Source organism: Alterotamlana spongicola (assembly GCF_035818475.1).
Lineage (GTDB): Bacteria > Bacteroidota > Bacteroidia > Flavobacteriales > Flavobacteriaceae > Cognatitamlana.
Map to the genome: position 1 here is coordinate 171220 of NZ_JAYMGV010000001.1, position 24575 is coordinate 195794.

The window sequence follows — 24575 nt, forward strand, 5'->3', positions numbered from 1 at the left end:
ATGTCCGAAACGAACGGTATTATTACAGTATCTACACTACAAACATTATACGCTAATAGTCTTTCGTCAATTTTAGACGGTCAAATAATAGTTTTAGAGAGTTTCTATTTTGATAAACAAGGTAAACTTTATGGTAAGTATTATTATGATGAATTAGTCAGCAAGGATAAAAGAAATAGAATTACTGTACAATTCTCTGAAGATATTAAAAAACAGCTCGTATCAGGACAATATTACAAGCTACAAGGTTTTATAACTAAAGCTCAATCATTAGATAATGACTCACGCTTAAAAGTATTTTTTAGGGCTACAAAGGTTTTAAAACTCGAAAAAGAAGTCCAATTAGTTTCAAAGGTGGAATACGATATCATAAGAGCTAGATTTGATAGAGAATTTCCAATCATTCAAGATATTCTTTTAGAAAAGATAGAGAAAGAAGACAAACCTATTATTGATATTATTACTGGAGTTCAATCTACTTCTAAAGATGATTACAGTAATCAGCTACTTGATAAAGAATATTATATTATTCGACATCATAAATGTAATCTATCTTCAAAAGATGATATTCTTAAATTTTTAAACAGCTACAATTTTTCTGATTCTGACTTATTAATTATTCTTCGTGGTGGCGGAAGTGGATTAGAAGTTTTTAATGAAATAGAACTGTGTAAGAAAGCTATAGAACTACCAATACCATTTATTACTGGAATTGGTCATGATTCTGACAAAACGCTCTTACAACGTGTTTCTGACAAAGGTTTATCTACACCCACATCTGTTGGTGTGTTTTTACAGAAAATAGTTAATATTCATAAGCAACGATTGAAGCTGCTTAGTAGCAAAAACATGGAAATATCGAAATATAAAAAGGAAGTGGAGAATGAAAAATTACTTATTACCAATCAACTTTCTTCAAAGAAAAAAACATTATTATTTGTATCCATATTGGCTGCCTTTTTATTATTAATTGTAGGATATTTAATTTACCTTTTAGTAGCTTTTTAATAAAGTTTGCAACATTAATTATGCTTACTTCTAATATATAAATTTAATTAGTACTCAAACCACCATAAATAATTAGTTGCCAGTAATCATACAATTACTTCGTGCAACGGTTAAAATAAAAATTCTATATATGAGAATTTAGCAGAATTTATATTATTAATATCTACGTTTAATGAACTTTAATCAATATCTATTCTTATCTGTTCTACATTACCAACAGGAGGAGTTGTTAATGTTATTGTTAAAAACCCTGCTAACTTGTCAGTGGTTCTATTTGAATTATCAAAAGTAATTTCAATTGGATCATCTGGTTTTTTCGATAAAAACGTTGGATAAATCTTAATTTCCCAAGTAGCATTTACTTTTGTTAATAATTCTGATTTATATGTTCCAGTACCTAGAAATTCATTGTCAGTATCGAACTTTACTTCTTTTGTTACTAATGTGTCTTTAGATTTATGATATTCAAAACTTATATCGATTTTACGTCTTCCAACTGTTCCAATATGGGTTGTACCAAACGCTAAGCCAATCCTTTCTGACATATTATCTAATTCCGCTTTAAGATTATTACTCCATAATTGATTTCGATTATATTCCTTTAAATTATTAAACATATTATTTGCAACCCCTCTTCCTCCACCACTAACTCGAAAATCTCTGATTTTAATTCTAATACTTCCGTCATCTTGTATGACTGGGTCTTTTGCCAGAACATAGTAATCTTCGTACTTTGACCAAACTTTATAATCAGGTTTCTTCGCAATTACATTATTGGCACCATCCCAAATATTGATTTTGGTAAGTCCAATGAATTTCTTATCCTTTCCAATAGAAAAATCAATGTTTGTCTCAATTGATGTAATGTTTGTTTCTTTTGATGGAAGATTTTCTATACAAGTGGGATTGCAAGGGACGAAGGTTTGCTTATTAAATTTTTCTGTTATTTCATACTTAAATAATTCTTGTGGTAATAATATTAACGCTGCGTCTAACTTTATTTCTTTTCGTTTTTTACGTTTTTTCTTAATTGGAATCTTAGTTGAAATTCTAAATTTCAATCTGTCATATTTTTTCTTTTTGAAGTATTTATTAATAGAATCTGTTGGAATCTCAAACACCACCTCATAAGGTGTTGCAGTTCCTGGACTAAATGAAGGGAACGCTTCATAGGGCACTGTATCTCCCTCTAACAATAAATAGGCTTTATTATTGTAAGCCAAAGCAGTTCCTCCAACAATTACTCTATAAAATTCAGATTTAGAATCATACTTTAATATAGAATTTCTAATGTATGAAAACTTAGGCTCATAGGATTTTTCCTTGTAAAGTACTGTTTTAGATAAAATAGCATGAAGGTCAACAGCTAATACTGTTTCCAATTTGTATAGTTCTCTATATAGCTTATCTCCTTGTTGATTTAAAATGTTATTGATTTGATCTAACTTATTTTGAATACCTGCATCTACTTTATCTAAAGATTTATTCAAATCCTTGGCAAATTGTATCCTTATGTTTTGCAAATCAATAGAAAGTTGCCATAATCTTGCCTCAATCATTATATCTAATCTCTCAACAAGAGTTGCAAGTATTCTATCAATTCTTCCTTGAATTTCATCAAGATACTTGCCTAAATCAATTATATCATAATTATTAAAACTTTCTAGGCTATAATTTTCATTTATGCAAATTAAATCCTCTTTATAATTCTCTGTAATTATACTATTGGCCTTAACGTCATTTATAAAATAAACTAAAAATACTAGAACAAAAATGATTCTTTTAAATTGTAAATTCATGATAAATTAATTTAGTGTGTACTATAAAACCACAAAATATATTCCTCTATCAACAGATTCATAAAATGATTTTTTATTGACTAAGCAAAGACTATTAAAAATTAATTATTTAGTTTTAGGGAGACTAACAATTTACAAAAAAAAACTAGACAAATGACGATTCATTTTAACCTTATGTAATAAACCTTTGTGAAACCAATAACAGAATTAAAAAAGAAGCAATTATAGACTAGTGACCTTATATGAGTTCAACATACTATCATTTGAAGAAAAGCAAGCTATTGTACATGATATTGGTATCTTTTTGGATAATTATGTAACAACAGATATTCGTATTAACTGTTATGCGATAGATAAGTTTTTTGTTGAACTTGTTTATAATTCAGAATTCAATACAATCACAGAAGTAAGAAGTTTTAAATGTGGTCATGAAATGGAGAAATATTCTCCTGATATATTCAAATATTTTAAAACAAACTTATAAATTAAATAATAACTCTTTACATTAACTTATTATAAGAATTTTCTTTATTTTTATAACCAAATCTAAACCAACATTTTCAGATAAAGTTCGTTAAAAAACAATCTTAATATGAGATAAAAATCTTGGTTCTAAAGGTTACTAAGTCTATAGACTTTACTATACTCTTAGTCAGAGTTTGGCTGTTTATTAAACCACAATATTTAATAACACCATTAAAAGCAATGATTATGAATTTTATTAAAAGTATAGCATTAGGAGTCGCATTCGTGGAGAAGACGGTCTAACTTCTGACTATAAGGTATAGAAATAAATAGTTCTTAGTAGCTGAATTCAAGACTGAATGCGTGGGAGGTTCGATTCCTCCCTTCTCCACCAATTATAGTATTAATTTTTTATTCTCAGCAAAACCTCACTATTCTTATAAAAGTAATTTATAAATAAAGCCTTAAATCAAAAATGAAAGAATTAAATTTATTGTCATTAGTCCAATCTTCTGAAAGTATTCCTGAACCTGTTTTAACGAGGTATTATGATTATTTTAAAATATCTCCTAAAAAGGATGAACTAGCTGACTTGTCTTCATTTAATAAAATGCTTCAAACAAAAACCCAAGAGATAAATTCTTTTGACAAATTCTTTTTTGGGTATACAATACCACAAATAGGCAAAGAGTTTGACCTTCTTAGATTTGGAGATAATTATGTTGTTAATATTGAGCTTAAAAGAACGAGTACATCTGAAAAAATAAAAAAACAACTAAAGAGAAATAAATATTATTTAAGTTTTCTAAATGTTAATATCCTTAGTTTCACATTCATTGCTTCTGATAAAAAACTATTTAAACTGGACAATAATGAAGATTTAATTGAAGAGAGCTTTGATGAATTAGCAAGAATTTTACAAAATCAAGAAGTAAAACAAATAACAAATGTTGACACTCTTTTTAATCCATCAAATTATTTAGTATCTCCATTTAATTCTACGGATAAGTTTATTGATGGCAAGTATTTTTTAACTCAACAACAAGAAGAAATTAAAAATGAATGTTTAGAAAAGATAAACAATAATGAAGTCTCTTTTGTTTCAATTTCTGGTAGGGCTGGTACAGGTAAAACACTTTTAACATATGATATTGTTAAAGAGTGTATATCTAAAAACTTAAATGTATTAGTTGTTCATTGTGGTCTTTTAAATGAAGGGCATTACAAACTAAGAGATGAGTATAAATGGGATATTATCGCAATCAAGGAGCTTCACAATAAAAACATAGCAAACTATTCATTAGTTGTGCTAGATGAAACCCAAAGGATTTACACTCGTCAATTAGACCATATTATAAAGGAAATTAAAAATCATAAAAAGAATTGTTTGTTTTCGTATGACCAACTTCAATGTTTAAGAAAGAAGGAAATCAGTAATAACATAGAAGAATATATTAAGAACAAAACGCAAGCCGAAAAATATAACCTAACAAAAAAAATAAGAACAAATAAAGAAATAGCCTCGTTCATTAGATGCCTCCTAGACAGAAATAAAAATATTGACGGATTAAACAAATCTAACATAGAGTTAAATTACTTTAAGTCCTATTCAGAAGCTAAAGCATATATAAAATATTTAAAAGAATATGAATGGAAAGTAATTAATTACACTCCATCAAGAGGGCAGAGTCTTCCTTATGATAATTTTAAAATTATAGAAGAAAACGAAAATGCTCATAGTGTAATTGGTCAAGAGTTTGATAAAGTTGTTGCTATTGTTGACAAGCACTTTTACTATAACGAAGAAAATAAACTGTCAACTAAGAATTATAAAAACTCCCCTTATTATCATCCAACTAAAATGCTATTACAAATAATGACAAGAACTAGAATAAAACTTAGTTTTATTGTAATTGACAATGACGAAATTTTAGAAAGGTGCTTAAATATTCTTAATCCAGTTCAATAAAAATTCAGCTAATATTAGTTGTCATACTAAATAAAGCTAAGTAATACTTTTATAATTGCAAAGAAATGTGAAGACCTTGGAAGAACCACTGGTAAAAGGTCAATATCTATAAATAGCCTAGAGTGTCGTTTACAACTTATACACGCCTATATGTATTTTGTTCGTGGTAGACAGTTTTTACAAGACTAAGCCAATTTTGATAAATAGTCGATTTTCTCTATAGTTTTCAATAATACTTGAAATGTAGATGATTATAGATAGTTCAAAATTACTTACCATTATTATATGTAGTTTGTTTGTGATGCAGCATTTATATATACTTGGTAATTTGGAGTTATTAATATTACTTTTTACTTAGTTTTTTAACCTCTACTCTTTTTATTCTTCTCTTTCTAGGTTACGTATAATGTCCTCAACATCGAAAATAAAAAAATTAGTTTTATAATATTCCATTGTTATTCCTTCATCATATTTGATTAATTCATAATTTTTAAGCATTCTTTTCGTCATAAACTGAATATCTTCTTCAATAGATTCTCTATCCTTTTTTCGTGTAGCTCTCTTTTTTTCAAAAGTTTTTATCTTTAAAGCATCTAAATCATTCTTTAACTTCTCTAATATTTCTGTTGTCATATTTTATATTTATAATAGCGAACTAATCAAATCATAAAGTAATTTTCCAGATGTTGAACTAATTGTCTTCTGTGCAAATTCTTGAATGAATTTCAATATCGCTGGATTTTTCTTTTGAATGTCCTGTAATGCTTTTAGCATTTCTTCTTTATTCTTTTCGTTATCTTTTATTATTAGAAACTTTTCGATTAAATCAAGTGATTTCAATAAAGCTTTATCGTTTGATGGAAAATGTTCTTTTACACTGTCTCCCAAATAATTATTAGATCCAATTGTAATTTTCCTAATATCTGATAGAGAATTGCCAATTTGCCCTCGAAGCCAGTCTACCTCATTTTCAATACTTGTTATTCTACCCTCATGATTTTTTCTTTCATATTCCAATTGTTTATGAGCAAAACGTAATTCAAGTTTAGATATTTCCAGTTTGTTCTCTAATTCCAATATTTGCATATTATCATTTAAAAAATCTGTCATCTTCATTTTTCCTGAAATTACAAGGCCATATTCCTCCAATGTTTTTTCTATTACCTGAATCTCAGTTCCTTTTTCTGGAATTATTAGAAGCCTCACATTTAACCCTTCTTGCTCAATTCTTACGACTGATTTTGAATCTGGATTTTTTTGCCTTAAAACTGTAGAAAAGTAATTTAAAATAGTAATTCCAGACTGTAAATATTCTGATTTAAATTCAATGTTTCTTTCAATTCTATATTTTGTCGCCAATTCCCATTTAATTAAACCTAAATCCATTGCAGTTACAACTGCTGATACAGAATTATTAACACCAAGTTTCTTGTAAAGTAAAGTTTTATGTCTCCTTAATGTTACATGAGCTATATTTAGCTTATTTGCAATATCTTCTTCCTTATAACCTTCAGCCATAAGTTCAAGAATTTCAATTTGTCTTTTACTAACTAGTTTTTTCATTTGTTAATTGATTTCATCTCCTTTCTTCTTCTTTAAATGAAGTCGGTTCCATTTTCATAAAGACTATAAGGATGAATTTTGAGGCATAATTCAACGCATCCTCTGCTTGTTTCTTAGTCGCTTTATTTCCACCATGAACAATTGTATTTCTTAGCTTATTAATCCCCTTTAATTTTTCTAATAACTCATTATGGACTGACAATAAGCCTTTTTCTATTTCTCCGAAAATAAGCTCGTATTTTAAATTCATAGGAATTTCAATCAATACTCTTTCAGCGTTCTTATTACTTTTGTTATGAAACTTATCTCCTAGCCAATCAATTAGTTTTGGAAAAATCAATGACTCTATTGCAGTACAAGAATTAATTATTGACTCATTATATCTTCCTTCAAATATTGCATAAAATGAATCTGATAAAAGATTTATGAAGAGTAAATGTCCTTTTTTATCTTTAATCAAATCTTCAAAAACATCAAAAGCACCTGGCTCATTTAAATAGTCAAAATATTCTTGAAAATATTTAGGTTTTTCTTGTGTTAATTCAACTATTTCTTTAAGTACTAAATTATCATTCTTATCTTTAATTTCTAAAACAATATTTTTTGTATTTCTTGGAGATATTTGAACAATATCAGTAGAATGATGTTCAAAAGTTTTTGCATGGTATATATAATGATTAATCAATTCAATCGCTCTTAGGGCTAATTTCTTTTTTAAATCATTGTTAAATTCAGCTTCTTCATTTTGATATTCAAATGATATTAAAGCTGAAGTCGTAGTTTTATTTAGTTGACTATTATATGTAAAATCTGTTCCCTTAAATTTTACTTTTTCAGGTACTCCAAAATCAGAACTATCTAGTGTTCTAGTTACAAAAGGAAGCTCCAACTGAATCTCAATTTTCATAAATTTATTCCTAGTAATATATACGTTACACAGTATTGCATATAATTCATAAATAAGCTAAGTATATTGTATTCAAATATACTCATATTCTTACAAAAATAAATAGTATTAAAAAATTATAGAGGGAATATGTTAAAATCCTCCATGGTGGTATCAATATAACTGGTTCGGTTTTTTCCCTACCCCCCTATGCATTAGATAAGGATAAAAAGCAATTCATATTCTAAAAGAAGTTATAAATCTGTTTTCGGGAATAATTCGGGAATAAAAAAAGCCAACTATCTGATTTACAAATAATTGACTTTTAATTTAGTAGCGGGAACTGGACTCGAACCAGTGACCTTCGGGTTATGAGCCCGACGAGCTACCTACTGCTCTATCCCGCGATATTGGACTGCAAATATACAACCCTTTTTAATTCCTGCAAGAATAAAATCAGAAAAAATTATTGCTCTATGCTATCTACCTGAAAATCTATTAATTCCGCATTTTTAAAGGCTACAATCATCTGAATGGGATTACAACATACTTCACAATCTTCCACATAAGTTTGCTTAGAAATTGAGCTATCCAACAACATAGAAATAGGTTCCCAACAATACGGGCAGGTGAAAAAATGTTCAATCATAAAATTAAAATTATAAAAAAAGCCATCAAAATGATGGCTTAACTAACTAATTTTATGAAAATTTACTTTTAACTACTCTTTTTCAATGTCCATAGTAGCTGTTGAATTTTGTAATTCTAAATTCAACAACACCGGTTTTATACCGGAAATACTTTTATAATCCTGGTTCAGATTATTATCACTAACCATTATGGTATTTAGTTTTCTTAAATTAATAAACTCAAGTGGTAAATCTCCCGTAAGTTGGTTTGTTGATAATATCAACTCTTCCAAATTTGATAGTTGTGCGATTTCCATAGGAATCTCGCCTTCCAACTTGTTATCCATCAAGCTTAACTTTTCCAATTTTGATAAGGCATTAATTTCGGTTGGAATATTACCTGTTAAAAAATTACTTCCTAACAGCAATTCTTTTAGGTTTATCAACTCCATTAAAGATTTAGGTATTTCTCCTTCAAATCTGTTACTATACAATTTCAATGACTCTAATTGTTTTAATGCTCCTAATTCATCCGGTATACGTCCTTCAAAATTATTCATAAACAATTCTAAAGATCTAAGTTCTGTTAAATTTTTAATAGTTTCAGGAAGGGTTCCGTTTAACTTATTAAAACCTAAATTCATTTGTCTTAAGTGCGTTAGGTCTCCAATCTCTTTTGGTAAAGTCCCCTGAAGGTTATTAAATTGAAGGCTAATCTCTGTTACTTTATTATCTTCTACCTTTATTCCATACCAGGTATCTACAGAAGCATTGATATCCCATGAGGAATTCCAGTTATCACCATCGGTGGCATTATATAAAGCTACTAAGGCTTCTTTCTCTTTTGGAGAAATGTTAGCAAATGAATATGTTGTTACCAGTAAGCAGGTTACTAAAAGTTTTAAAGTCTTCATTTTTAGTCAAATTTGGGATTAACTTTCTTACGAAACTAGACCAAAATCAGACGAAAAACTATTTTATTCGACAAAATGCATTAAATTTTAACATTTAATATTCGATGAATAACCTAATCTCCAAGGTTATCTGCATATTAAAATTGAACATTTAAGAGTTCTCCACATATTTGAAGCATTTCCAATTCTGCAATTTTAGCCAAATATTTGGCCTTATTCCTGTTTAATTCTGCATTAAGAAGATTTACCTGTGCCAATCTAAACTCTATGGAATTAACCTGGCCCAGCTTAAATTTCTCTTCTGTTCTGTTGAAGTTATTTTGAGAGGTTTTAATATTATCCTCTTCTAATCTGAATATTTTCAACCTGTTATGGTAATTGTCCCAGGCATTGTTGAAATCCCGCTGCAAGGTTACCAAAAGTTGCTCTTTTAATATATTTTGTGCTTCTAGATTTACCCTGGCATTTTTTACTCTTGTAACCGTGTTACCCCCATCAAATAAATTCCACCTGAGGTTTACGCCGGCAGAAATACCTGTACTTACAGACACTCTGGTGAAATTGGCAGGATTATTATTTCTGTTCCAGCCATAGCTTCCTACTAAGCCTACAGTAGGCAAATATGCCGATCTTTCAGATTGTATTCCCAACTTGTTAATTGTAATATTCTTATCGACTTGCAATACACTTACATTATTTGCTATGGCCTTTTCCAAAAGCGCTTCTTTATTATACAACCTATTGAACATAATATTTGTGTCAACATCAAAATCATCAATAAGTGTGTTTCCTAAAACCAGGTTTAAATCACGTTTAAAGTTCTTTAATTCCTGTCTGGAGTTCATAACATTGATACTGTCATTATTAATATCAACTTCGGCATTAAGTACTGCCAGTTTTGTGCTTTGTCCAAATTCAAACTGGTACTCTGATCTTGTCAGCCTGTCTTTTGAAATTGCAAATGTTTGAGAAATAGCATTAAAATTCTCAGCCAGTTCTGCAACATTATAATACACTGTAAATAGTTGCAATACCGTGTTTTCAATAGTTTCTCTGGCTTGTAACTCTGTTAGCTGCTGAGTTTCTTTAAGCTGTTTATAATTATATGCTCTTCCCAAACCATCAAACAGAGTATAGTTTAGATCTACGGAAGCATTATATCTTGAGCTTTCTATCCCGTCAAAATCTGCAGGCCCGTTTACTGTTTCAGATTCAATATTGTTCTTATTGTAAGTAGCTCCTGCATTTCCTGTAACCGTTGGTAAATAGCCTGAATTCAAAATATTAGCATTATTCTTGGCTATTTCTACATCTGTATTCACTAACTTAATACCGTAGTTATTTTCTAATGCTAACCTGACCGCCTCTTCCTGGCTAAGCATTTTTTGCGCAAAAACTGATATTTGCGACACCAAGGTTAAACCTAAAAAGACAAATTTAATGTTCATGCGTTTCTTTTTGCTCTTTAATTGCCCGTTCTACTTCTTCTTTTGTGATCTTCTTTCCTGTAGCCAGCCATTTTGAGTTCTTTTTAATATCATTACTAAATGACAAAAACAATGGCAATACTAATAATGTTAATACCGTAGCATATGCAATACCAAAGGATATGGAGATGGCCATAGGTATCAAAAACTGGGCTTGCCTGCTTTTTTCTAATAATAGTGGCGCTAACCCTGCAATGGTGGTTAATGAGGTTAAGAAAATAGCTCTAAACCTTGCTTTACCTGCTTCTGTAAGCGCTAAATCAAAGTTCATCCCTTCCCTAAGGTTGGTATTGAATTTTCCTATTAATACCAAACCGTCATTAACCATAATCCCTATTAGCGCAATGATTCCCAATAAGGATAAAATATTCACAGAAAAGCCTAATAACCAATGCCCCCATGCTACTGCTGTTAAACTAAACGGTACCAGCAACAGTAATAATACAGGTTGGCTGTAACTTCTGAACGTAAAGGCTATAGATATATATATCAATAACAAAATTGGAATTCCGGCACTTGCCAGAGAATTCGAAAGTTTTGAAGCTTCCCTGTTTTGCCCCTCAAAAGACGCTGAAATAGTAGGGTACTTTGATCGAATTTCCGGAATAATATTCACTCTTATATTATCCAGAATATCAGTTGCACTGGTACTTGGGTCTTTTAAATCAGCTGAAACCCTTATTTCTCTTTGACCGACTAAATGGTTTATAGCTACATCTCCCCTTTCAATGGTATAATTAGCAATGTCTTTAAGGGTTACACGTGTTCCGGCCGGAGTCATAATACGCATATCATCCAAGTTATTAATAGACTCTCTATTGGCTCTGTCATAGCGCACCCAAACCCTGATCTCATCCTGTCCTCTTTGAAAACGTTGTGCCTGTACTCCAAAAAAACCAGCTCTAACCTGATTCATTACAGCTCTTAGGTCTAACCCTAACAAATAAGCACTTTCTTTTAGCTCTAAACGTATTTCCTTTATACCTGCCGGATCATTATCTTCAACATCTTTTAGTAGAGGATTAGACTCCAAAACCTTTTTTAATTCCAGTTTTGCAGCTTTTAATTCTTCAATATTGTTACTTAATAAAGACACGGATACCGGGCTACCTCCAAAATTACCACCGGATCCAAAAACCAAACGTTCTGTTCCTATTACCGGGCCTACTACTTCCCTCAATCTATTTGCAACCAACCGCGAGTTTATAGCATCCGGGCGCTCTTCTCCCGGTAACATATTAATTTGTAGTTGAGCACTGGATGAACTGGTTAACCTTAATATGGTGTTCTCAAATAACTCCTTACCCGTTCCTTGCAAATATTCTTCTGTAAGTTCCTGGTTAACTATGTATGATTTTTGCTCTATCATTGAAATAATAGAATCTGTTATTTTAACATTGGTACCATTAGGCATATCCAATTCAACAGAAACCCTGTCACTTGCTATAGACGGAAATAAAGTTATTCCTATAATACCTCCTCCAATAGCTCCAAAAGTGAGCACTAAAAGTGCTATAAAAATACCCAGTGAAAGTAGTTTAAAGTTCAGAACAAAGCTTAAAGCCGGTGCATAAACCTTATCTCTTAAAAAGACCATTAACCGATCTCCCATCTTATTAATAACCCGCATCTTGGCAAAAAACTGCTTGATCTTAGAGGGGTTTTCTTCTTTCACAGGCTTTCGGAGTGCCTTGGAATGTGCTAAATGCGCCGGTAAAATAATTAAAGCTTCAATTAATGATACAGCCAGGGTCAATATAACAATGACTGAAACCTCACTAAAAAACTCACCTATTCTACTATCTAAAAATAGAAATAAAGAAAAGGCCAGTAAGGTGGTTACAATGGCTGAAACTACCGGAGGAATTACCTCCATGGTTCCATCTATAGCTGCTTGAATTGGTGTTTTTCCTTTTTCATAATGCTGGTAAATATTTTCAGCTATTACAATACCATCATCTACCAAAATACCTATAACGATAATCATTCCAAAAAGTGACAATACATTGATAGTCACATCAAACTGTCCCGCAAAAATAAACATCCCTAAAAACGAAATAGGCAACCCAAATGCCACCCAAAATGCCAATCGCGTATTCAAAAACAATGATAAAAAGGCAAGTACCAATAGCATCCCAATAATAGCATTTTCGGCTAATAATTGGGTACGTTGGTTCAACGTTATAGATAAGTCTCTAACCACATTTAACTCAACATTGTTATGGCTTTGATTATAACCTTCTATATAGGCTTTTACTTTATCTGCCGAAGATATCAGGTCTTCATTATTAGTACTTGTAACCGAAATATTAACTGATAACTCTTCATTAAAAAACGTGGCGTTAGGGGTTTCAGAAAAGCGGTCTCTAATAATAGAGACATCTTTTAATCTAACTGTTTTCCCATCATTGGTTGCCTTTATTATAATATTTGACAGCTCATCGCCATAGTATGCCCGGTTATTAGCCCTTATCAAATATTCTTCTACATCAGTTTTGATATTTCCTCCGGTAACTAAAATATTGGAAGCACTAACTGCTTGAGATACATCATTAAATGTTAAATTATAGGCTAATAAACTGGTTTCATTAACAGCTATTTCAATTTCCTCTTCCGGATATCCGGTAACTTCAACCTGGGATATCCCCGGAATGGCTCTTAAATCATTTTCAATTTGCCGCCCTATTTGCTTTAAAGTAGTAAGCGGAATATGGTTTCCGCTTAATGCAAAGGAAATGGTTTCTCTTATGGCCTCCCGTTTGGCTACAACTAAAGGCTCCATCCCTGTTGGAAAAGAAGGTACGCGGTCTACTGCATTTTTAACTTCCAACAACATAAAATCAATATTCTCGTCTTTTTCAATTTCCACAGTTATTGATCCACTGTTTTCTCTGGATACTGATGTTACCCGATCTACACCTTTTAATCCTTTAAGATTATCTTCAATCTTTAGCACCACCCCTTCTTCTATCTCCTGAGGGGAAGCTCCCGGGTAAGTGACATTAATATTGATTATTTTAGAATCTACTAAAGGGAAAAATGAAGATTTTAAAGATATAACCCCTATAATACCAAAAACAAAAAATGCAAGAATGAAAATATTTACTGCAACATGGTATTTAATAAAATATGCAATTATTTTTCTCATTTTTCGCCAGCTCTTTTCTTTTGTTCTGTATATGGTTTTATTAGCATCCCAACATAGGCTCCGGGAACGGCTTTCTTGAGAATTACAGCTCCATCAGGAATTCCTTTTAAAACAACTTTAGTGTCTGAAAAATGTACAGGTTTAGCCGGTATCACACCCAATATACTATCCCGTACAACAAAAACCTGTTGTGTTTCCAATAGTAGGTTCCGATCAATCTCAATGGCATCATGCTCTTCTTTAGCATCTAAATTAGCTTCTAAATACATCCCCTCTTTCAGCACCTCATCTTTGACTTCTATATATGCTGTTATAGTTTGTGTGGCTGTATCTATACTACCATTTACACGAGATACCACACCGCTATAGGTTTCGGTATGATCTAAATTATTAAGTGTAACGGGTTCTCCTACCTTTAATAAACTGGCATATCCTTCACTCAGTGCCACTTCCATTTCATATACTGACGGATCAATGAATTCTCCTAGTTTTTGTCCCGATCGTATTAACGAGCCTTCTGTAACCAATGCTTGTGTTAAAATTCCGGAGAATGGTGCAGAAATAATATATTTAGATAAATGTTGTTCTAAGTTTTTAACGTTATAATAACTTGATACTATACCTCTACCGGTTATAAAATAGTTTTCTTTATCAGAGGCCATTTTTGGTAGTTGGGGTGTTGTTTTGCTCAAATCAAAACTATTAAGATAGTCTTGCCACTTTGGGTATACATCAGGGAAATCCAATCGTAAATCCGGCATAATTGCCGCTAAAGTATTATATAAATTACTTTTTGCAGATTGTACACCGGCATAGTATTCTGAGGCATCCATGCTTATTAAAGCCTGTCCTTTACCATATTTTTGTCCGGGCCTGAAGAGTTTATTTGAAGGCTTAAATACGCCCTGAACTTCAGCAAATAGTTCTATACGCCTCTTGGCTACCAAACTCCCATTTGCAGGGATTACAATTTTTACAGTACCATTAGTAACCGTATCTGTAAAAACAGTTTTTACAACTTTCTCTTTAATGGGCTTGGGCTTGTTCTTGTTTGCTATAAGTTTCTGGGCAAATAAAACAGAAAATACTATTAGTAAAATTCCGATAACGGAAAGTATAATTTTACGCATACAAATAATTTTGATAGTCTAGCCCACAAAATTACCCAATAACTAATGCTTAAGAGTTAAAAAAAACATAAAAAGCTACACATTATAGGCTTCAATTTCCAGTTGAATAGCTTCCCATTTTTCCATAAAATTTTCTAAATCTGCCTTCTTTTTTTGGTAGTCGTCAAAGAAGTTTGGTTTTGAAGCGGTTGCTTCATAATTTATTTCCAACTCTAAATCAATAGCTTTTATCTCTCGTTCTAACTGATTGATCTTAGACTCTACATTGCTAAGCTTATTGTTTAAGGATTTTAGTTTCTTTTGGTCTTCATAAGACGTTTGCTTTTTAACCTTAGGAGTATCTTTTACAACGGTCCGTTTTTCAACCTCTCTTAAATTTTCAACTTTTCGTTGTTCTAAATAAAAATCAATATCACCCAAATATTCTTTTAGTTTATGATCTTTAAATTCATAAACTATATTGGTCAACCCTTGTAAAAAATCACGATCATGAGACACTAAAATTAAGGTGCCTTCATAACGTTTTAAAGCTTCCTTCAGGACATTTTTAGATTTAATATCCAGGTGATTGGTTGGCTCATCCATTATAAGTACGTTAAAGGGCTGCAGCATTAATTTAGCAAGCGCCAGACGGTTACGCTCCCCTCCGGAAAGTACTCGCACATATTTTTCAACCTCCTCACCTCTAAACAAAAATGAGCCTAAGATATCTCTTACTTTACTTCGGTTAGTTTCATTAGCCGCATCAATCATAGTATCTAGAACGGTTTTATTTCCGTCAAGATATTCAGCCTGGTTTTGAGCAAAATACCCTATTTGTACATTATGCCCCAGCTTTAAATGCCCGTCATGCTTTATGTCTCCCACTATAATTTTTGCCAGTGTAGATTTCCCTTGTCCGTTCTGACCGACAAAAGCAGTTTTACTATCACGTTCAATAAGTAAATTAATATGTTTTAAAACCTGTTTGTCTCCATAGTTTTTAGAAACCTTTTCTGCCTCAACAACTACCTTTCCAGGCGTAATGGAAACGGGGAAATTAAGCGTCATTACACTATTATCATCTTCATCAACCTCAATGCGATCTATTTTATCAAGCTTTTTAATAAGTGACTGCGCCATAGTAGCCTTAGAAGCTTTGGCGCGAAACTTTTCAATCAGTTTCTCGGTTTGCTCTATTTGTTTTTGCTGATTTTTTTGAGAGGCCAATTGCTGTGTTCTCAGTTCTTCTCTCAATACCAAATATTTAGAGTATGATTTAGGATAATCATAAATGCGCCCTAATGAAATCTCTATAGTTCTGTTAGTCACATTATCTAAAAACATTTTATCATGAGATACAATAACCACAGCTCCTGTATAATTCTTCAAAAACCCTTCCAACCAAATAATAGATTCAATATCTAAATGGTTAGTGGGCTCATCTAGAAGTAATATATCATTATTTTGAAGTAATAACTTAGCCAATTCAATACGCATACGCCACCCACCTGAAAATGTATCGGTAAGTTTATTGAAATCCTGTCTCTGAAAGCCTAAACCTTGAAGTATCTTTTCTGTGTCTCCCTGATAATTATAACCGCCCAGAATTTCATACTGATGCTGAAGCTCATTAATATCTACCATTAATTGATGATAGCCTTCACTTTCATAATCCGTACGTTCAGCCATTTGGGTATTTACAGCTTCCATTTTAGCTTCCAATTCCTTAATTTCAGTAAAGGCTTCGTAAGACTCTTCAAGTACTGTTCTTCCAAACACAAAATCAATATCCTGTTTTAAAAAACCTATTTTAAGTTCTTTATCGGCTGCAATTTGACCTGTATCAGGTTCCATTTCTTTTGATAAAATTTTGAGCATCGTAGATTTACCAGCTCCGTTTTTTCCAATAAGCCCAATCCTGTCTCCATTTCCCAATTTGAAAGTAATGTCTTCAAAAAGGTATTCTCCCTGAAACGAAATCGATAAATTATGAATGTTCATCATAGAAATATAACTTTTACCTCTGCTCTTTTAGTATTAAAATGGTACTTTTACACTGTAATTGCGCTCGCAAAAATACATTAAATTATATGTTTAAAAAAGGCTCAAAGTTATATAGTATTTTTACAGGCACCTGTCCTAAATGCCATGAAGAATCTATGTTTAAAAACAAGAACCCTTACATACTTTCTGAAGCACTAAGTATGCACGAAAAATGTTCTAACTGTGGCACAAAATATAAGATCGAGCCTTCATTTTTCTATGGTTCTATGTATGTAAGTTATCCTGTAGGCATAGCCTTTGCCTCAGCTGCATTTATAATAGCTTTTTTTGTGTTTAAGGCCAGTTTAATTACTGTCTTTATATCTATTGTAGCAACCTTAATAATCTGTTTGCCAATAATTTTAAGACTTTCAAGAAATATTTGGATCAATTTTTTTATGAGTTACGATAAATCTCTGGCTAAAAAATAGAAACCACTTTAGGTTTTAAACCTGCTAATATCAATAGCTTTTTCTAAAGAAATACCGTTCTCAATAAAGTTGTATAATTGTTCAGCTACATAAGGGCCAATCATCACGCCGCGTGTTCCTAAACCATTTAGTATAAACATATTTTTATGGATATGATGCGCCCCTACCAAAGGCCTTCTATCTTTTACTGTTGGTCTTACGCCAGCAACCTGATCAACCACTTCAAAATCACAATGAATCAGTTTTTTTAGTTTAAATAATAGCTCTGATCTGGCCGATTCTGTCACTTTATGACTTAAATCTTTCCATTCGTAAGTTGCTCCAACAATATATTTATCTCCTTCCAATGGGATTAAAAAGGCTCCCGCCTTTAAAACATAGTCAATCTTTAAATCCGGTGCATGAATAATAAGCAACTCCCCCTTTGCAGGGTTTAATGGTACATTTTTAAAATATGGGTTTTGTGTTACCCCAAACCCTTCCGAAAACACAATATTTGTAGCATAAAGATCTTTATAACTTACTTTGTTATTTGCCATATACAATGTTTCATAATCAAATGGCTCTTCAAACAGCACGTCCTTATTTCTTAAATCTGCTTTATAGGCCTCAATCATGGTTTTAACATCAATTCTACCTGTTTTTAAAACTTCGCCAAAACCAAAAGGTGCATCAATATGATCATTGTTATTTTTAATAATCTTTTCGGAAAGGAATTCTGAAAGCAAAGGTTTATCAGAAGCCGTAAACCAATCATTTTGCTCTTCTAGAGAAGCAAATTTCCTATATACCGGAATCTTATAATCCAGTTTTACATGAAGCTCATTTTCAATTTTAGCATACAGAGGTAATGCTATATCAAGTTGTTCTTTACTTTTCCAAACTGATGTAAAACGTTTTAACACCACGGGATTGTACAAGCCTCCAGCAACGACAGAAGACTGCTGAGAAGCATTATCAAACACAATAAAAGTCTTATTGTTTGCTTTTAAATACTCACAAAAGCTAACTCCTGCAAGTCCTATTCCAACAACTATATAATCTATGGTCATAATGTGCGAAGATAGTTAGAAATTAAATCTCCTTTTTACAAAAAATCCATAAAAAAACGCCCATTTTTAATGGGCGTTTTTTTAACTATTTAATTATTCTTATGGCTAATATGTCCACATGTCTAGTTCAAAGTCTCTAATTTTATTTTTGATACGTTCAGATTCCAATAATTGCATTAAAGCATTTTGTGAAACATATTCTGATACGGCTCTATCACCCTGAACATTTTCTTCTCTAAATATATAACCTTGAAAACGTCTTGCGTTTAACAAATGATCAAAGGAAAATGGCATAGAACTATTTGAATTATTGAACGATTTTGCTTCATGAAGCACCTCTCTGGCATCAGGGAAGAACACCCAAAATAATGGTACTAAATCCGGCTCATCTGTATCAATAAAATTAACATCAGGAGCTACAGGTGCAATAGCTAATAATCTATATTTCATTTCAGCCTGGCGTTTGTCAAAATACCAAAGCCCCTTAATGTGATATTCTTTAATATCAGCAGCCGTAATCTCTCTTTTATTGATATACTCTGCTGATAATTCTTCTCCGGCATTTATTTGCTCAATACCCAATTCTGTAGTATCAACCATAGTTAAAGCAGATTCAATATCTTTTAGAGTTCTTTTTGTTGTAAAATAAGAATCATCATAAATGTTTTTTATTTTTTCGTTCTTAACATTCTTCATAAGAACATCATATAACGAACGTCTGTCATTACCTATATTATTTGTGTCTATTGGGTAATATAACGGGAAGTTAGCACGTTCATCAAGGACTATTTTCTCCCAAACCATTTTTGAAAACAGAATATCTCTATCATCAACATATCCATATTCTAATGGTTTATCATTATCTACCGCCTTTTGATTTTCAGTTCTTATCCCAATTTCTTCAGGGCTTTTAGCATTCAATACATTGGCTTGCGCAAATATGTTTGATGCTGTAAAAACAGTTACAACGGTTAGTAAAAAACTTTTCATATTCATCTTAATCAACATTTTACTTATTAATTCTATGAGCTAAGCAAACTATGCAATTAGTTTGTTAGTTCAACAAAAACAGGGGATACTTTTTTAAGTATAACACTTACTCCACTTGCTTTTGCTTCTATGTCAAATATTTGAACACCAGAACCTCGTTTAGCTTTAGTTAAAGCCTTTTGAGCTCTGCTATCTAATTTGTTACCTTTTACATTAATGGTAGGTTGTCCCGGTACTTTAAATTTAAATCCGGTAACTCGTAATGGTAATTCAAAATCAAAATCGTCAAACTTTGCACCAATTGTAGAAATCTTAAGGCTGTTACGTTGCATTTTTAAGGCACCGTCTTCACCTCTTACTGTTCCTGTTGGCTTTGGTAAATCTTTAATTCTGAATTTTGCATTGTCACTAACTTTTCCTCCATCGGGTAATGTCCCTGTAACATTTATAGTTACTTCTCTACCTTGAATTCTTGTAGCGTCCATAACATATCTACTACCTCCGGCTCTTGATAAACCTTGAGCATTGGCAATAACTTTGTTATCTGGGATACCGGCAAATGAAATAGTCATTGGGTTTTTAACACCACGGTAAACCACATTCATTTTATCCGCAGAGATAGTCGCTGCATTTGGTTTAGCAACTGTAGCAAATGAAGAACTTACAGGTACTTCTATTTCTTCACCATCTTGTGCAAAAATAAGTTTCCCTTCAATTTTATGTTCTCCAACACCACCTGTTCCTATTTTTAACTTGACTTTACCATCTTCAATAGAATATTGGTTTTCAGTAAGTTTTCGTCCATCAAGAGTTAACTCTACTCTATTAGGCTTAGTAGAAGCATCTTTTCTACCTAAAACGATTTGTCCGTCAAATTGTTCGCCGTTAAAATACGCTGACTTAGTTGTTTCCAGCAAAGTCGTGTAATTATCCATAGAAGCTATTTCAGACAACTCTCCTTCTAACATTTTAGCTAAAATCTCAGATTCAGTGGTTTTAATATCTGCCTGTAATTGCGTCATTTTAGTTAAAGAAGCTACTAAAGGGAATCCTTTGTAGTGATAATCTAACCAGGCTTGAGTTCCCATTTCTCTTTTTACAGGATCGGTATTAAATTTTTCGTCTACCTCTTTAATGATAGCATCCATACCTTCTTCTGTTTTCAGGATTTCAATCACATCATCTCTAAAACCGTTAATCTGGTTTAAAAAGTTTTGACCTTCTTCCTTTATTTTATCTCCTTTAAAGAAGTTCTCATCAAGGTAATCGCCTTTATCCATGATCTCATAATCTGTAGGATCATCAACAGTAGCGGTCATTTTACCTTTTAATTCGTCTAAGTAAGTATCAAATTTGGTTGCTAATTGATCTATCTGGTCTGCTTTAGATTTTAATTCTTTATAGTTATCTGACTCACTAGCTTTTACCTCTAAGCTTGCCATAAAACTATCATTTCTTAACTCAGTCGTTGCATTAGACTTAGTCAATTTTTCATTCATTAATCCGAAGGCCGAAAGCACTTCTTTTGACATATTTAACGCTAGCATAGCTATAAATATCAAATACATCAGATTAATCATTTTCTGTCTTGGTGATAAATTTCCTGCTGCCATGTTTAATTAGGTTTTTGGTTAATTAATAGTAATTTGGGATTAACGCTCCTAATTATTTATTCATAGCAGATAGCATACCACCGTATACACCGTTTAATGACGACAAGTTAGACGCTAATGATTGCATTTGCTCTTTTAATTTAGCTGCATTTTCAATAGACTCTTCGTTAATAGTAGCTTGTTTATTAACACTTTCTAACTGCACTTTATATAAACTGTTCAAAGACTCCATTTGAGCTGCAGCTAATGATAATTCTTCACCATATTTCTTAGTCGCTTCAATTGAGTCAACTGTAGAAGACATGTTTTTGGCAGCTCCTTCAAAGTTTTTAATACTTTCACCTAAACTAGCTATTAGCTCTCCATCAATTTTAGCTTCTTTTAACAAGTCATCTAATTTTTGAGATAACAGGCCTTGTGCATCTTCTTTACCTTCTTTTTTGCTTGAGTGCCCCCCGGCTAATTCCGGATATACTAATGACCAATCTAGTTCTTCATCAACAGGCTCAAAGGCTGATAATGCAAAAATGATTGCTTCTGTTACAAGACCGATAGTTAACATAACGTTACCTGTTAGTGGTCCAATTTCAAAATGAATAATCTTGAATAGTGCACCAACAATTACAATTGCTGCTCCTAATCCATATGCCATATTCATGAATTTCTTACTTGTTTTTGACTTTGCCATAATTTTTGGTTTTTAATTTAAGTAGGATTACTTAAGTAGGTTAATTAATAGTTATTTATTATTTGATTTGGGTTTAAATTAGTTCTTACCGTTCTTAGTTACTTTTGTCCCCATGTAATCCTGAACGGTTCTGAAACCTATATAACTCCTTGCAGAATCTGCATATTCATAATCTCTTGAACTTACTTGTAAAAAATAAGCCACGTCTTTCCAAGAGCCTCCTCGTACAATCTTACGTTGATTATCATTATCATTAACGCTGGGGTTAATGGTAGATGTATGTTCATAAGATGACGGATCATAAGAAGCATTTACCCATTCTGCCACATTACCTGCCATATTGTACAAGTTATAATCGTTAGGATCATATGATTTTGCTTCTACTGTATATAATGCCTGATCTGCTGCATAATCACCTCTTACCGGCTTGAAGTTAGCCATAAAACAACCTCTGTCGCTTTTTGTATATGGTCCACCCCATGGATATGTTGCTGCTTGCAGGCCGCCTCTTGCAGCATATTCCCATTCTGCTTCAGATGGTAATCTGAAAGTATTTACTGCCGCGGCTCCCTTTTTAGATTTTTGATACGTGTTTTTGTTTATTGTTCTCCACTCACAAAATGCTTTAGCTTGTTTCCAGGTAACACCTACAACCGGATAATCACTATAGGCATCATGCCAAAAATAATCATTATGCATAGGTTCATTGTATGAATATGCGAAATCTCTAATCCAAACAGTGGTATCCGGATACACTTCAATTTCTTCTTTTATTATTACATCCTTACGCTTTACGCCTCTATTTCTGGCCGCTTCCTGGATATCCATATGGCTGTACTGAAATTTAAATTTAGTAACATCCCAAGTACGTTGCCCGTTATAAGACTCTTCTAATGGTAAATACATAGTGTCCATAACTTCAGTATAATACTCGTCTGGATATTCTGATGTATCAAAGATTAAATCAACATCTTTATTAATCTTTCTACCTTCATATCCTGTTGGGCCTAACCCGGTATAGTTCTCAAACATATACTTCTCATACACAGACATATTAGCTGTATCTGCATCTTTAAATGCATATTCGCCAATACCTCCATCATCTGGAGTCATACCAACCTCATCTGCTAACACCGCTAATTTCATTCTTACAATTGAATCTCTAACCCAATTAACAAACTGGCGATATTCACTATTTGTTATTTCTGTAGCGTCCATATAAAAGGCTCTAACAGTAACGGTCTTTGCAGGGGCATCATGAACTCCGGCAAGATCATCATCTGCCTTACCCATAATAAATGCTCCTCCAGGAATAAGCTCCATACCATATGGCTTTTCAGGATGCCATTTTTTTCCTTTAACACCTACCAGTTCGCCTCTATCTTTAGAGCCACAACTGGCAAGAATTACTAATACTGCGGTTAATAATATAAACTTCTTCATATCTATAGTAAACTCGAGGTTAATTTATTTAGCTTCATTTACGAGAGCGTAAACATATTTATATATTTTTTAAAAAACAACTTTTTATCTAAAAAAATAACATTTCATCGTAAAAAAAGCGCATTTCAACGATTAAATTTACTCTTTAACTAATATTAATCTCTCAAACACAATTCTTCTGAAAGGCTTTGTACCAACGCTCCGGTACCATATTGTTACATGCATCAAGGTAATCCTGATGTGTGCATGGTAATAACGTATGTCTTTTCAATTTATTATTGACTTCTGCTAAAAAAGGAATTTCTATCCACCACCTCCCGGTTTTATTACTTTTATAAAACACCAAGTCCTGATCATCAACCAGTGTAATAAACTTTTGGTAATTAGTTTCGTCTGAAAAATCATCATCTTTAACCCTAAAATTCACGCCTTCAATAAAATACCAAAGGATTTGAGAAATGAGCATTGATGTCATCTCATCATCTTTTGATGGTTTATATTCATAAATACCAAATGAAGATACCTTATTACTAATACCTGCATAACGTGCTATGGCACATATTTCCTTACCGTCTAAACCATTAGGGGAATACCTCTGATACAAACTTAACTCAGACCCCTTTACCGCATTTAAATCTATACTTACTATATTGGCGTCTCTCAAAGTAGGTTCTACTACTGTAATATCTCCAGACACCTGTCCTAGTCGGTAAGATTCAAAATATAAATTATCCATCAAATCTATTTCTTCCTGAGAATTAAAATAGGTTTGGTATCCAATTGTGGCATAATTGAAAAGATTATAAGGCTCGTCTAAAATAATTTTACCAACAAAACTATTATTCTTTATAGGTTTGGAAGAATCTCCAAGGTTAAATTGCGCATCCACATTTACTATATTAACCATGGGAATTAAATCATCGTACGCTCTATAATTAGCATAGGTTAAATCTTGAGAACCTCCTAAAATTATAGGAATAATTCTCTTTTTAACCAAAATACTTATAGCTTCTCTTAATGCAAAATAAGTATCCTCAACACTTTCTCCTTTATTAATATCCCCTAAATCTGCTACAGTAAGATTCCACGCTCCTGGAAAAAGGCTATAAAAAGATTTTCTAATTTCATTTAATTGAAATTCTTCTCCTATGTAATTGATATCATTTCTATTTTCTAAAACACCAATGATAGCTACATCCACATTTTCCAAATCGGGAATACCATGCTGTGATGAATGAATTTTAAGTTTCCTTCCTAAGGCTTGCGCTGAGAGCAGTTCGTTATGAGCTAGTACTAAATCTGAAACAGGAGAAAGAAAATTAAAGTTCATTATAT

At 32.1% G+C, this 24575-nt stretch carries 20 protein-coding genes and 2 tRNA genes; 5 read left to right on the plus strand and 17 right to left on the minus strand.

Annotation, left to right across the window (positions count from 1 at the left end):
• The gene (locus VOI54_RS00775; protein ID WP_326280799.1) at positions 1-1008 is read left to right on the plus strand and encodes an exodeoxyribonuclease VII large subunit; all 1008 of its coding nucleotides are present in this window, start codon (positions 1-3) and stop codon (positions 1006-1008) included.
• Between the two features lie 179 nt (positions 1009-1187).
• On the opposite strand, the gene VOI54_RS00780 is transcribed toward VOI54_RS00775, so the two are convergent.
• Positions 1188-2807, minus strand: coding sequence for a hypothetical protein (locus VOI54_RS00780; protein WP_326280800.1), 1620 nt, complete (start codon positions 2805-2807; stop codon positions 1188-1190).
• A 232-nt stretch (positions 2808-3039) separates the two neighbouring features.
• Between VOI54_RS00780 and VOI54_RS00785 the strand changes: the two genes are divergently transcribed.
• From VOI54_RS00785 to VOI54_RS00795, 3 genes are all read left to right on the plus strand, one after another.
• Complete coding sequence (locus VOI54_RS00785) at positions 3040-3291, plus strand: hypothetical protein (protein ID WP_326280801.1); 252 nt, start codon at positions 3040-3042, stop codon at positions 3289-3291.
• A 268-nt stretch (positions 3292-3559) separates the two neighbouring features.
• Positions 3560-3666: transfer RNA gene (locus VOI54_RS00790), tRNA-OTHER, on the plus strand.
• A gap of 81 nt (positions 3667-3747) precedes the next feature.
• On the plus strand, positions 3748-5241 hold the full coding sequence (locus VOI54_RS00795; RefSeq protein WP_326280803.1) for an ATP-binding protein: 1494 nt from the start codon (positions 3748-3750) through the stop codon (positions 5239-5241).
• Between the two features lie 378 nt (positions 5242-5619).
• On the opposite strand, the gene VOI54_RS00800 is transcribed toward VOI54_RS00795, so the two are convergent.
• The 10 genes from VOI54_RS00800 to VOI54_RS00845 form a co-directional block, all read right to left on the minus strand.
• Positions 5620-5874 carry a hypothetical protein gene (locus tag VOI54_RS00800; protein ID WP_326280804.1) on the minus strand — a complete coding sequence of 85 codons (255 nt, stop codon included), beginning with the start codon at positions 5872-5874 and terminating at the stop codon, positions 5620-5622.
• Between the two features lie 9 nt (positions 5875-5883).
• Positions 5884-6804 carry a response regulator transcription factor gene (locus VOI54_RS00805; RefSeq protein WP_326280805.1) on the minus strand — a complete coding sequence of 307 codons (921 nt, stop codon included), beginning with the start codon at positions 6802-6804 and terminating at the stop codon, positions 5884-5886.
• Between the two features lie 13 nt (positions 6805-6817).
• Positions 6818-7711, minus strand: a complete 894-nt coding sequence (locus VOI54_RS00810; protein WP_326280806.1) for a hypothetical protein — start codon at positions 7709-7711, stop codon at positions 6818-6820.
• A gap of 313 nt (positions 7712-8024) precedes the next feature.
• Positions 8025-8097, minus strand: a tRNA-Met gene (locus VOI54_RS00815).
• Between the two features lie 59 nt (positions 8098-8156).
• Positions 8157-8339, minus strand: coding sequence for a CPXCG motif-containing cysteine-rich protein (locus VOI54_RS00820; protein ID WP_326280807.1), 183 nt, complete (start codon positions 8337-8339; stop codon positions 8157-8159).
• A 72-nt stretch (positions 8340-8411) separates the two neighbouring features.
• On the minus strand, positions 8412-9233 hold the full coding sequence (locus tag VOI54_RS00825; protein WP_326280808.1) for a leucine-rich repeat domain-containing protein: 822 nt from the start codon (positions 9231-9233) through the stop codon (positions 8412-8414).
• Between the two features lie 137 nt (positions 9234-9370).
• Complete coding sequence (locus VOI54_RS00830) at positions 9371-10681, minus strand: TolC family protein (protein WP_326280809.1); 1311 nt, start codon at positions 10679-10681, stop codon at positions 9371-9373.
• Positions 10671-13868, minus strand: coding sequence for an efflux RND transporter permease subunit (locus VOI54_RS00835; RefSeq protein WP_326280810.1), 3198 nt, complete (start codon positions 13866-13868; stop codon positions 10671-10673). Before VOI54_RS00835 ends, VOI54_RS00830 begins: the two co-directional genes overlap by 11 nt.
• The gene (locus VOI54_RS00840; protein ID WP_326280811.1) at positions 13865-14998 is read right to left on the minus strand and encodes an efflux RND transporter periplasmic adaptor subunit; all 1134 of its coding nucleotides are present in this window, start codon (positions 14996-14998) and stop codon (positions 13865-13867) included. Before VOI54_RS00840 ends, VOI54_RS00835 begins: the two co-directional genes overlap by 4 nt.
• Positions 14999-15073: 75 nt before the next feature.
• Positions 15074-16984, minus strand: coding sequence for an ABC-F family ATP-binding cassette domain-containing protein (locus tag VOI54_RS00845; protein WP_326280812.1), 1911 nt, complete (start codon positions 16982-16984; stop codon positions 15074-15076).
• 86 nt (positions 16985-17070) lie between these two features.
• Here VOI54_RS00845 and VOI54_RS00850 point away from each other — a divergent pair, with 86 nt between their 5' ends.
• Entirely contained in the window at positions 17071-17454 is a 384-nt protein-coding gene (locus tag VOI54_RS00850; RefSeq protein WP_326280813.1) for a DUF983 domain-containing protein, read from the plus strand.
• Positions 17455-17462: 8 nt separating this feature from the next.
• Here the strand turns inward: VOI54_RS00850 and VOI54_RS00855 are convergent, their stop codons facing one another.
• The 6 genes from VOI54_RS00855 to VOI54_RS00880 all read right to left on the minus strand — a co-directional run bounded on the left by VOI54_RS00855 (position 17463) and on the right by VOI54_RS00880 (position 24570).
• On the minus strand, positions 17463-18506 hold the full coding sequence (locus VOI54_RS00855) for an NAD(P)/FAD-dependent oxidoreductase (protein ID WP_326280814.1): 1044 nt from the start codon (positions 18504-18506) through the stop codon (positions 17463-17465).
• A 105-nt stretch (positions 18507-18611) separates the two neighbouring features.
• Positions 18612-19502 carry a type IX secretion system ring subunit PorN/GldN gene (gene porN / locus VOI54_RS00860; protein WP_326280815.1) on the minus strand — a complete coding sequence of 297 codons (891 nt, stop codon included), beginning with the start codon at positions 19500-19502 and terminating at the stop codon, positions 18612-18614.
• Positions 19503-19552: 50 nt separating this feature from the next.
• Positions 19553-21109, minus strand: a complete 1557-nt coding sequence (gene porM / locus VOI54_RS00865) for a type IX secretion system motor protein PorM/GldM (RefSeq protein ID WP_326280816.1) — start codon at positions 21107-21109, stop codon at positions 19553-19555.
• A 52-nt stretch (positions 21110-21161) separates the two neighbouring features.
• Complete coding sequence (gene porL, locus VOI54_RS00870) at positions 21162-21797, minus strand: type IX secretion system motor protein PorL/GldL (protein ID WP_326280817.1); 636 nt, start codon at positions 21795-21797, stop codon at positions 21162-21164.
• A 78-nt stretch (positions 21798-21875) separates the two neighbouring features.
• A complete protein-coding gene (gene porK / locus VOI54_RS00875) occupies positions 21876-23240 on the minus strand; it encodes a T9SS ring complex lipoprotein PorK/GldK (protein WP_326280818.1) in 1365 nt (454 codons plus the stop codon).
• Positions 23241-23403: 163 nt separating this feature from the next.
• Positions 23404-24570 carry a formimidoylglutamase gene (locus VOI54_RS00880; RefSeq protein ID WP_326280819.1) on the minus strand — a complete coding sequence of 389 codons (1167 nt, stop codon included), beginning with the start codon at positions 24568-24570 and terminating at the stop codon, positions 23404-23406.
• Between the last annotated feature and the right edge of the window lie 5 nt (positions 24571-24575).

Excerpts from the sequence above, each read along its gene's own strand:
- porK (WP_326280818.1), bottom strand. The coding sequence starts at position 23,240 with ATGAAGAAGTTTATATTATTAACCGCAGTATTAGTAATTCTTGCCAGT.
- porM (WP_326280816.1), bottom strand. The coding sequence starts at position 21,109 with ATGGCAGCAGGAAATTTATCACCAAGACAGAAAATGATTAATCTGATG.
- VOI54_RS00810 (WP_326280806.1), bottom strand. The coding sequence starts at position 7,711 with ATGAAAATTGAGATTCAGTTGGAGCTTCCTTTTGTAACTAGAACACTA.
- VOI54_RS00825 (WP_326280808.1), bottom strand. The coding sequence starts at position 9,233 with ATGAAGACTTTAAAACTTTTAGTAACCTGCTTACTGGTAACAACATAT.
- VOI54_RS00880 (WP_326280819.1), bottom strand. The coding sequence starts at position 24,570 with ATGAACTTTAATTTTCTTTCTCCTGTTTCAGATTTAGTACTAGCTCAT.
- VOI54_RS00800 (WP_326280804.1), bottom strand. The coding sequence starts at position 5,874 with ATGACAACAGAAATATTAGAGAAGTTAAAGAATGATTTAGATGCTTTA.
- porL (WP_326280817.1), bottom strand. The coding sequence starts at position 21,797 with ATGGCAAAGTCAAAAACAAGTAAGAAATTCATGAATATGGCATATGGA.
- VOI54_RS00855 (WP_326280814.1), bottom strand. The coding sequence starts at position 18,506 with ATGACCATAGATTATATAGTTGTTGGAATAGGACTTGCAGGAGTTAGC.
- VOI54_RS00845 (WP_326280812.1), bottom strand. The coding sequence starts at position 16,984 with ATGATGAACATTCATAATTTATCGATTTCGTTTCAGGGAGAATACCTT.
- VOI54_RS00840 (WP_326280811.1), bottom strand. The coding sequence starts at position 14,998 with ATGCGTAAAATTATACTTTCCGTTATCGGAATTTTACTAATAGTATTT.
- VOI54_RS00805 (WP_326280805.1), bottom strand. The coding sequence starts at position 6,804 with ATGAAAAAACTAGTTAGTAAAAGACAAATTGAAATTCTTGAACTTATG.
- VOI54_RS00835 (WP_326280810.1), bottom strand. The coding sequence starts at position 13,868 with ATGAGAAAAATAATTGCATATTTTATTAAATACCATGTTGCAGTAAAT.
- VOI54_RS00795 (WP_326280803.1), top strand. The coding sequence starts at position 3,748 with ATGAAAGAATTAAATTTATTGTCATTAGTCCAATCTTCTGAAAGTATT.
- VOI54_RS00780 (WP_326280800.1), bottom strand. The coding sequence starts at position 2,807 with ATGAATTTACAATTTAAAAGAATCATTTTTGTTCTAGTATTTTTAGTT.
- VOI54_RS00820 (WP_326280807.1), bottom strand. The coding sequence starts at position 8,339 with ATGATTGAACATTTTTTCACCTGCCCGTATTGTTGGGAACCTATTTCT.
- VOI54_RS00830 (WP_326280809.1), bottom strand. The coding sequence starts at position 10,681 with ATGAACATTAAATTTGTCTTTTTAGGTTTAACCTTGGTGTCGCAAATA.
- VOI54_RS00850 (WP_326280813.1), top strand. The coding sequence starts at position 17,071 with ATGTTTAAAAAAGGCTCAAAGTTATATAGTATTTTTACAGGCACCTGT.
- VOI54_RS00775 (WP_326280799.1), top strand. The coding sequence starts at position 1 with ATGTCCGAAACGAACGGTATTATTACAGTATCTACACTACAAACATTA.
- porN (WP_326280815.1), bottom strand. The coding sequence starts at position 19,502 with ATGAATATGAAAAGTTTTTTACTAACCGTTGTAACTGTTTTTACAGCA.